Below are 8749 nucleotides of genomic sequence, written 5' to 3' on the forward strand. Positions count from 1 at the left end.
GCAGCGGCGCAGGACGTGCCCGCGACGCGCGAAACCGCGCGCGACCTCGGCGCCGAGCGCCGCGAGCCGTCCGTCCGGGTCCGCGATCAGGGTGTCCGCGCGGGCCAGGGGCGGCGCCAGGTGGTAGTCGCCGAGCACGTCGTGCGCCGAGGCGAGCGCGGCCCACGGCTCGCACGTGACTTCCAGGAGCGCCCCGGCGTAGCGGAACTTGCCCGGCCTAGGCGGGGGTTGCGGCGTGTCGAGGACGACGACGAGATCGACGTCCGCGTACGGCGAGAGCGTCGCCGCCGCGTCGAGCCCCACCGTCGAACCGCTGAGGTAGGCGCCCGCGAAGCCCGGCAGCGCCCGCCCGTGCCGCGCCACCCAGTCCCGGGCCGCCTCCCTCGCCGTACCGACCCGCACGCCGCCCCCGCCCGCCGAAAGCCCCCAGGGTAGCGGGAGCGGCGCGGACCCGCCGGGAGACTCCCCCTCGGCGGTGGGCAGAGGGTGTTGAGGGAGAATTCCTGCTGTCGCGGGCCCCGCGCATTCCGTGCGGGACCCGGGCAGGCCGGACAGGCCGAGATGAGAGAGGCGGCACTCATGCCACAGCAGGTTCAGGGCGTCATCGCGCGGGCGAAGGGGGTCGCGGTCGAGATCGCCACCATCACCGTCCCCGATCCCGGGCCCGGCGAGGCGGTCGTACGCGTCCAGGCGTGCGGGGTCTGCCACACCGACCTCCACTACCGGGAGGGCGGGGTCAACGACGAGTTCCCCTTCCTGCTCGGCCACGAGGCGTCCGGGATCGTCGAATCCGTGGGCGAGGGCGTCACGGAGGTCGCGCCCGGTGACTTCGTGATCCTCAACTGGCGCGCGGTGTGCGGCGAGTGCCGCGCCTGCGAGCGCGGCAGGCCGCAGTACTGCTTCAACACGCACAACGCGAAGCAGCGGATGACGCTGGAGGACGGCACCGAGCTGACCCCGGCGCTCGGCATCGGCGCGTTCGCGGAGAAGACCCTCGTCGCCGCGGGCCAGTGCACCAAGGTCGATCCCGGGGCGTCCCCGGCCGCCGCCGGGCTCCTCGGCTGCGGGGTCATGGCGGGCATCGGCGCGGCCATCAACACGGGCGGTGTCACGCGCGGCGACTCGGTCGCCGTGATCGGCTGCGGCGGGGTCGGCGACGCGGCCGTCATGGGCGCGCGGCTCGCGGGCGCGTCGAAGATCATCGCGGTCGATGTCGAGGACCGCAAGCTGGAGACGGCCCGGCGGCTCGGCGCGACGCACACCGTCAACTCGCGCACGACCGACCCGGTCGAGGCGATCCGCGAGCTGACCGGCGGCTTCGGCGCCGACGTCGTCATCGAGGCGGTCGGCCGCCCCGAGACGTACGAGCAGGCGTTCTACGCCCGCGACCTGGCGGGGACCGTCGTCCTCGTCGGCGTCCCGACCCCCGAGATGCGCCTCGACCTGCCGCTCATCGACGTCTTCGGGCGCGGCGGCGCGCTCAAGTCCTCGTGGTACGGGGACTGCCTGCCCTCGCGCGACTTCCCGATGCTCATCGACCTCTACCGGCAGGGCCGCCTGGATCTCGACGCCTTCGTGACCGAGACGATCGCGCTCGACCAGGTCGAGCAGGCGTTCACGAAGATGCACGACGGCGACGTGCTCCGCTCGGTGGTGATCCTCTGATGGCCGTACGCATCGAACGCGTCGTCACCTCGGGCACCTTCTCGCTCGACGGCGGCACCTGGGACGTCGACAACAACGTGTGGCTCGTCGGCGACGACCAGGAGGTCCTCGTCATCGACGCGGCGCACGACGCCGAGGCGATCGCCCGCGCGGTCGGGGACCGGCACGTCGTCGCGATCGTGTGCACCCACGCGCACGACGACCACATCGACGCGGCCCCGGCGCTCGCCGAGGTCACCGACGCCTCCGTGCTGCTCCACCCGGAGGACGTCCCGCTCTGGAAGCTCACGCACCCGGGGATACTGCCGGACGGCGAACTGGCGGACGGCCAGGTCCTCGGTGTCGCCGGTACGGAGCTGACGGTGCTGCACACGCCGGGCCACTCGCCCGGCGCGGTGTGCCTGTACGCCCCCGCGCTCGGCACGGTCTTCACCGGGGACACGCTCTTCGCGGGCGGACCCGGGGCCACGGGGCGTTCCTTCAGCGACTTCCCGACCATCATCGAGTCGATCCGCTGGAAGCTCCTCGGACTGCCCGCCGGGACCGAGGTGCGCACCGGGCACGGCGACAGCACGACGATCGGCGCCGAGGCCCCGCACCTGGACGAGTGGGTCGCCCGCGGGCACTGACGGGAAGCCGGCCGTAGGGGCGCCGGGGCGGGCCGCCGCCCCGGCCGAAGCGCCTCGACCGGTCCCGCGCGCGGGGTCCGGGTCCCCTCCCGCCTCGGGGGACCCGGGCTCCGCGCGCAGCGCCTTCGTCTCGCTCCGCAGGATGCGCAGGGACTTGCCGAGCGCTCCCGCGGTATCGGGCAGTTTCCGGGAACCGAAGAGCAGGACGACCACGACAAGAAGAATGAGGAGGTGCCAGGGTTCGAGTCCGTTGCGGATCATGTTCGCCTCGTTCCGGGTCGGGAGCGGGGGGCGGGACGGCGCGCGCACCCCGGGAAGCTTGCTACATTGCGCAACTGTACAGCTGTGGGGGGAGCCGGTCAGGAGCCGGCCGTCCGCGCGGGGAACGAGCCACTGAGAGGTACGCGCATGACGCACAAGGAAGCGACCGCGCGGGGCGGGGCGGCTCCCCGGCCGGGGCGGCGGGGGTCCGGAACCCGGCGCTCGCAGGCGAAGGGCCGCTCCCGGCTCCTCAAAGGCCTCGGCGTCCTCGCCGCCTTCGCCGTCCTGGCCTGCGGCGGTTTCGGCTGGGTGTGGCTCAAGCTCAGCGGTGACATCGGCACCTTCGACCAGAGTGGAGTGGCGAAGGAACGGCCCGAGGACACCGGGCCCGGCGAGAACATCCTCGTCATCGGCTCGGACACGCGTGCCGGGAAGAACAAGGAACTCGGCGGCGGCGAGGGCGACATCGGCCGCTCCGACACCGCCTTCCTGCTCCACGTCTACGCCGACCACCGGCACGCCGTCGCCGTCTCCGTCCCCCGGGACACCCTCGTGGAGATCCCCCGCTGCCGCCTGCCCGACGGGAGCTGGAGCGAGCCGCAGCCGAACACGATGTTCAACGCGGCGTTCACCGTGGGCCAGACCGAGACGGGCAACCCGGCCTGCACCCAGAACACCGTCGAGAAGCTCACCGGGCTCCGCGTCGACCACACCGTCGTCGTGGACTTCAACGGCTTCTCGGAGCTGACCTCCGTCGTCGGCGGCGTCCCCGTCTGCCTGCCCAACGACATCTACCAGCGCGACCTGAGCCCCAAGCGCCCCACGCGCGGCGACCTCGTCTTCCACGAAGGGCTCCAGAAGGTCTCGGGGCAGCGGGCCCTCGACTACGTGCGGCTGCGCCACGGGGTCGGCGACGGCTCCGACATCGGCCGCATCAAGCGGCAGCAGGCCTTCGTCTCCGCCCTCCTGAAAAAGGTCAAGGAGAGGGGCCTCACCCCCACCCGCCTGCTGCCCCTCGCCGAGGCCGCGACCGGCTCCATGACCGTCGACCCCGGCCTCGGCTCGGCCGACAAGATGCTCTCCTTCGCGCTCTCCCTCAAGAACGTCGACCTCCACAACACGAAGTTCGTCACCGTCCCCTGGCGGTACGAGGGCGAACGCGTCGCCATCGTCCAGCCCGACGCCGACCGCCTCTGGGCCGCGCTCAAGGCTGACAAGCCGCTCGCCGACCCGGAGCAGAGGAAGAAGGGGACCGCCGACGCCAAGAACGGCGGGAAGGACGCTGAGGAGAGCGCCGCGCCCGTCACCGGCGCCGGGATCACCGTCGCCGTCCGCAACGGCACCACCGTCCCCGGACTCGCCGCGAAGGCCGCCGGCATCCTCGGCGGGAGCGGATTCACCATCGCCTCGACGGGGAACGCCGCCGACCTCACCGCGGCCACCACGACCATCGCCTACGGCCCCGGCGAGAAGAAGTCCGCCACGACCACGGCCCGCTGGTTCCCCGGCGCGCGCCTCACCGAGAGCGGCACCCCCGGCATCACCGTCACCCTCGGCCGCGGCTACGCCGACGACCCGGCCGCCGCCCCCATGGCCCCCGGCTCCGCGGCCCCCGCGAAACCGGTCGGCTCCGATGCCCGCTCGGCCGACGAGAACCCCTGCGACGACCTCTCCTACGGCTGAGCCCCGCGCGCGCCGCCCGCCCGCCCCTCCCGGCCCGGCTCCCGTCCGAGCCGGTCCCGCATCCACCGCAGCGCGAGTCCGTACACCACCATCAGCACCCCCACCGGGCCCCACACGCGCCACGGCAGCGCCCCCATCCCCAGCGCGGCGCCCACCGGGCCCGGCGGCAGCGCCACCCCCACCACGACCAGGCCCGCCACCGCCGCCCACAACGCCTTCGGCACCCGCCCCGCCCCCGGGCGCAGCACGAGCAGCACGAGGGCCTGCGTGAGCAGGTTCTCGGTGAACCACCCCGAGTGGAACAGCGACTCCCACGCCGCGCCCGTCACCCCCCGCCCGCCCCGGGCGAGAGCCGCGAAGGGCAGCACGTCCACCGCCGCGTTGAGCAGCCCGAGCCCGAGGATCTGCCGCACCAGCGCCCGTGTCCGCAGCGGCACCGGCCGGGCGGAGGGCCGCGCGGCGACCCCGCGCCGCACGTACGCGGTCTGCGCCAGGTCGAAGCACAGGTTCTGCGCCAGCACCTGCGCGGGCAGCATCGGCAGGAACGGCAGCAGCAGCCCCGCGACGAGCATCGCCACGACGTTGCCCAGGTTCGAGGAGAGCGCCGCCCGCAGATACGCGAGGACCGTCGCCGTCCCGCCGCGCCCGGCCCGCACCGCGTGCCCCACCGCGCCCAGGTCCTTGCCGCCGAGGACGAGATCGGCGTGCTCGGGCGCGAGCGCCACCGCGCCCGGCGGGCACAGGCCCACATCCGCCCCGCGCAGCGCGGGCACGTCGTTCCAGCCGTCACCGAGGAAACCCGTGACGCGGCCCGCCGCGCGCGCCCGCGCCACGAGCCACGCCTTGTCCTCGGGCGCGCACCGCGCGAAGACCCGCCCGCCCGCCGCCCGCGCGGCCCGCTCCGCCTCCGGCAGCCCGGCGAGCGCCCGCATGTCCACGACCTCGCCCGGATCGAGCCCCAGGTCCCGGCAGGCACGCGCCGCCGTGCCCGGCTGGTCACCCGTGAGCACCCGCACCTCCACACCGAGCGCGGTCAGCTCGCGCAACGCCCCGGCGACCCCGGCCACCGGCGGGTCCCGGAACGTCACGAACCCCGTGAGGGCGAGCCCCCGCTCCCCGGCGAGCGGGTACCCCCGCCCCGGCCGAGCGGCACGGCGCGCCGTCGCCACCGCGAGCACCCGCAGCCCTTCCCCGGCGAGCCGCCCCGCGAGCGCCTCGGCCCGCGCCCGCTCCCCGGGCCCGAACGCGCACCGCTCCAGGACCGCGTCCACCGCCCCCTTCACCACCAGCAGGCACGCGCCGGGCACCCCCGGCTCCGCGAGAAGCACCCCCGCCCGCCGCCGCTCCGCGTCGAAGGGCAGCGCGGCGAGCCCCTCGGGCGCCAGCGGATCGGCACCCGCCGCCTCCGCCGCCGCGAGCAGCGCCTCGTCGAGCGGCGCCGGGCGCGGCACCTCGCCCAGCTCCAGCGTCCACCCGGCCGCGACCGCCGCGAGCCGCAAGGGCTCGGGGTCGGGCGCTCCGTACGCGTCAAGACTCGCGTGCACGCACGGCTCGTCCGCCGTCAGCGTTCCGGTCTTGTCGACGCACAGCACCTCCACCGCGCCCAGGTCGTGCAGCGCCGAGGGCCGGTTGACGATCACGCCGTGCTCCGCCGCCAGCCGCAGCGCCGCCCGCGCGGGCGCCAGCGTCGCCACCACCGGCAGCATCTCCGGTGTGAGGCCCACCGCGACCGCGACGGCGAACGGCAGCGTCTGCGCCCCCTGCCCCTGCGCCACCGCGTCCGCGCAGAGCACGAGCGGCGGCACGAGGAGCATGAACCGGACGAGGGTCCACGCGACCCCGCGCACCGAGGCGGCGAACGCGCTCACGGGCCGGGGCGGCCCATCCCAGGCGCCCAGCAGCCGCGTCCGGCTCCCGGTCGCGGTCACGAGCCCGGTCGCGGTGCCGCTCGCCACCGTCGAGCCGAGCGACGCGCCCCCCGGGTCCCCGGTCCGTCGCGGCACCGCGTCGGACTCGCCGCTGAGCGTCGCCTCCCGCAGCCGCAGCCCGCGCGTCCGCAGCAACCACAGGTCGGCGGGTACGCGGTCGCCCGGGCCCAGCAGCACGACGTCCCCCGGCACCAGTTCGGCCACCGGCACGTCCCGCACCCGGGGCGCCGCCTCCGGGCGCGCCCTGCGCCGTACCGCCGCCGTGTCCCCGAGCAGCGCGCCGAGCGCCGCCGAGGCGCGCTCGGCCCGGCGCAGGCCGAGGGCGCGCAGCAGGAGACTGAGGCCGACGAGGAGCGCGGTGACGGCCGCTGTGCCCCAGGCGCCGACGAGCGCGGAGACGGGCGAGAGCGCGAGGAGCACCGCGGTGAAGGGATCGGCGAGACCTCGGCGGGCGAGCCGCCACCACGGGGTGAGCGCGGGCGCGGGCGGCAGGTTGGGTCCGTACCGTGCCGCGCGGAGCGCCGCCTCCTCCTCGGTGAGACCGCGCGGTGAGGACTCCAGGCGGCGCAGGACGTGCAGCGGCGCGGCCGTCTCAGGCACCGAGGGACCGCCCGGGTGCGGCGGGGGCCTCGCTCCCCGGGGCGAGCAGCGCGCCGACCAGCTCCACGACGCGGGGATCGCGCAGGTAGTACACCTGGCGGCGGCCCTCGCGTTGCGAAGCCGACGAGGCCGCCGAGCTTGAGCTTCGTCAGGTGCTGGCTGATGGCCGGCAGGGCCCCGCCGAGCCGCTCCGCGAGCCGTGTCACGTCGCTCTCGCCGCCCGCGAGGGCCCAGACGAGGTGCAGGCGGGCCGGTGAGGCGAGCAGCCCGAAGACCGTCGCCGCCGCGTCGAGTGCCTCCGCCGGCGGCTCGCCCGCGAAGCCGCTCCCGTGCCCGCTCACACCGCTCTCCGTTCCGCCGGACCCGCCAGGGCGCCCCGCGCCGGGTCCGCCCGGCCGGTCAAGTGTAGGCAGCGCCGGGCGGGCCGCTCAGGCGGCGGGCCCCTCCGGCTCGCGGGTCCAGTCGCCGGGGCGGGCCTTGATCAGCTTGGGGTCGGCGGGGTCCGTGACCGGCGCGGGCCCGGGCGTACGCGCCTCGCTCTTGAGGATGCGGCTCGCCCGCCCGGCCGAGCGCACGAGGCCCGGCAGCCGCTTCACGCCGAGTACCACGATCACGACGAGGAGCAGGATCGCCAGCTCACTGAGTCCGAACACGGGGTGCGCTCCTGGGGGACGAGGGCTTCGCGCGGTACGCCGGGGAGCGGCGTCCTGGCCAGAATCTACAGCAGTGTGGAAGCAGCGGAAGAGGGCCTTTCACCGGACGGGCCCCGCTCCTCACCGGACGGGTCCCGTTCCCGGGAAAGCGGCCCGATGTCCACGCGGGCCCGCTCCCCGGACGCGGGGCGCCCGCTCCCCGGACGCGGGGCGCCCGCTCCCCGGACAGCGCGCGCCCACTCCTCCGACAACGGCCGCTCACTCCTCCCCGCCGTCGTCCCCGCCCTCGTCGTCCCCCTCCATCCAGTCGCCCACCTCGTCCACGACCTCGGCGGCGACGAGGCCGCCCGCCACGCCGGCCGCGAGCCCGCCGGCGCCCGCGAGCACCGCGGCCCCGGCCCCGTGCCCGCCGTGGCACTCGTGGTGTCCCGCGTGCCCGCCGTACGGGTCGGTGTGGTTGTAGTACGAGCCGTGGTCGCCGTAGGCCGAGCTGTGCTCCAGGAGGTGGGTCACCCAGCCGTCCACCTCGCTCGTCCAGTCGAGCCCCGGCACGTCCGCGTGCGCGACGGTGAAGCGCGTCAGCGCGTCGTGGCCGCCGCCCGTCAGGCCGCCCCGCTTGTCCGCCTCCAGGACCACCTCGGCGCCGGACTCCGAGGCGAGGAAGGTCACCTCGACCTCGTTCACGGCGTGCGCGAGCACGGGCGGCGGGGTCAGCTCGATCTCCTGGTAGAAGGGCAGCCGCTGCCCCGTACCGCCGATCCTGCCCAGCTCCAGGTCCGCCGAGCGGAAGCCCCAGCCGAGCCGCCCGAAGGCATCCAGCACCGCCTCCTGCACGGGCAGCGCGGTCACCACGAGCGGGTCCAGGTCGCCCTTGTCGCGCGCCCCGCCGAGGGCGACCCCGGTGCGCACGCCGAGGACGATGCCGAGCGGCTGCCCGTACAGCTCGGTCGTCGGGGTCTCCCACGGCAGCGCGAGCGCGAAGGGCAGGACCCGTTCCTCGCCCGCTTCGAGCGTGAATCCACCGCACACGCGGTGGCGGTCGAAGACGACCCCGCCCTCGTGCTCGCCGTCCTCGCCCTCGGCCTCGACGCGCGCGAGGAGTTCCAGGGTGATGTCCTCGACCAGCGCCCGCGTCTCGCCGCCGCCGAGCCGCACCTCTCCCGTGAGCGTGCCGCCCGGGAGCACGGGCCCGCCGGCGAGCACCGTGTCGACCGAGGGCCCGCCCGCGCCGAGCGCACCGAGCAGCCGCTTGAACACCATCGCGCACATCCTCCAGCACCATCCGGGACACGGCGCGCGCTCCGGGCGGCGCCGCTGCGGTCCCGTATAG

The 8749-nt window shown here is 75.7% G+C and carries 6 protein-coding genes and 3 pseudogenes; 3 read left to right on the forward strand and 6 right to left on the reverse strand.

The window, feature by feature from the left end; translation table 11 throughout:
• A pseudogene (locus tag SSBG_RS31810) lies at positions 1 to 402 on the reverse strand (hypothetical protein); the annotation flags it as partial.
• Between the two features lie 177 nt (positions 403 to 579).
• Between SSBG_RS31810 and SSBG_RS27400 the strand changes: the two are divergent.
• Both SSBG_RS27400 and SSBG_RS27405 read left to right on the forward strand, forming a co-directional pair.
• Positions 580 to 1665: an S-(hydroxymethyl)mycothiol dehydrogenase gene (locus SSBG_RS27400; RefSeq protein WP_008749298.1), complete on the forward strand. Its 1086-nt coding sequence runs from the start codon at positions 580 to 582 to the stop codon at positions 1663 to 1665.
• Positions 1665 to 2294, forward strand: coding sequence for an MBL fold metallo-hydrolase (locus SSBG_RS27405; RefSeq protein WP_008749299.1), 630 nt, complete (start codon positions 1665 to 1667; stop codon positions 2292 to 2294). Before SSBG_RS27400 ends, SSBG_RS27405 begins: the two co-directional genes overlap by 1 nt.
• A 168-nt stretch (positions 2295 to 2462) precedes the next feature.
• On the opposite strand, the pseudogene SSBG_RS36265 reads toward SSBG_RS27405, so the two are convergent.
• Positions 2463 to 2555, reverse strand: a pseudogene (locus SSBG_RS36265) (twin-arginine translocase TatA/TatE family subunit); the annotation flags it as partial.
• 147 nt (positions 2556 to 2702) lie between these two features.
• On the opposite strand from SSBG_RS36265, the gene SSBG_RS27410 reads away from it, so the two are divergent.
• Complete coding sequence (locus tag SSBG_RS27410; RefSeq protein ID WP_008749300.1) at positions 2703 to 4238, forward strand: LCP family protein; 1536 nt, start codon at positions 2703 to 2705, stop codon at positions 4236 to 4238.
• Here the strand turns inward: SSBG_RS27410 and SSBG_RS27415 are convergent.
• The 4 genes and pseudogenes from SSBG_RS27415 to SSBG_RS27430 form a co-directional block, all read right to left on the reverse strand.
• The gene (locus SSBG_RS27415) at positions 4229 to 6766 is read right to left on the reverse strand and encodes an HAD-IC family P-type ATPase (protein WP_050776832.1); all 2538 of its coding nucleotides are present in this window, start codon (positions 6764 to 6766) and stop codon (positions 4229 to 4231) included. The two genes, SSBG_RS27410 and SSBG_RS27415, sit on opposite strands and share 10 nt — an antisense overlap.
• A pseudogene (locus SSBG_RS32920) lies at positions 6759 to 7107 on the reverse strand (ArsR/SmtB family transcription factor). Before SSBG_RS32920 ends, SSBG_RS27415 begins: the two are co-directional and overlap by 8 nt.
• A gap of 87 nt (positions 7108 to 7194) precedes the next feature.
• Positions 7195 to 7419, reverse strand: a complete 225-nt coding sequence (locus SSBG_RS27425) for a twin-arginine translocase TatA/TatE family subunit (protein ID WP_008749302.1) — start codon at positions 7417 to 7419, stop codon at positions 7195 to 7197.
• 258 nt (positions 7420 to 7677) lie between these two features.
• Positions 7678 to 8679 (reverse strand): sporulation protein, encoded by a 1002-nt coding sequence (locus SSBG_RS27430; protein ID WP_008749303.1) that lies wholly within the window; start codon positions 8677 to 8679, stop codon positions 7678 to 7680.
• Between the last annotated feature and the right edge of the window lie 70 nt (positions 8680 to 8749).

It is taken from the genome of Streptomyces sp. SPB074, from assembly GCF_000154905.1.
Lineage (GTDB): Bacteria > Actinomycetota > Actinomycetes > Streptomycetales > Streptomycetaceae > Streptomyces.

Excerpts from the sequence above, each read along its gene's own strand:
- SSBG_RS27400 (WP_008749298.1), top strand. The coding sequence starts at position 580 with ATGCCACAGCAGGTTCAGGGCGTCATCGCGCGGGCGAAGGGGGTCGCG.
- SSBG_RS27410 (WP_008749300.1), top strand. The coding sequence starts at position 2,703 with ATGACGCACAAGGAAGCGACCGCGCGGGGCGGGGCGGCTCCCCGGCCG.
- SSBG_RS27430 (WP_008749303.1), bottom strand. The coding sequence starts at position 8,679 with ATGGTGTTCAAGCGGCTGCTCGGTGCGCTCGGCGCGGGCGGGCCCTCG.
- SSBG_RS27405 (WP_008749299.1), top strand. The coding sequence starts at position 1,665 with ATGGCCGTACGCATCGAACGCGTCGTCACCTCGGGCACCTTCTCGCTC.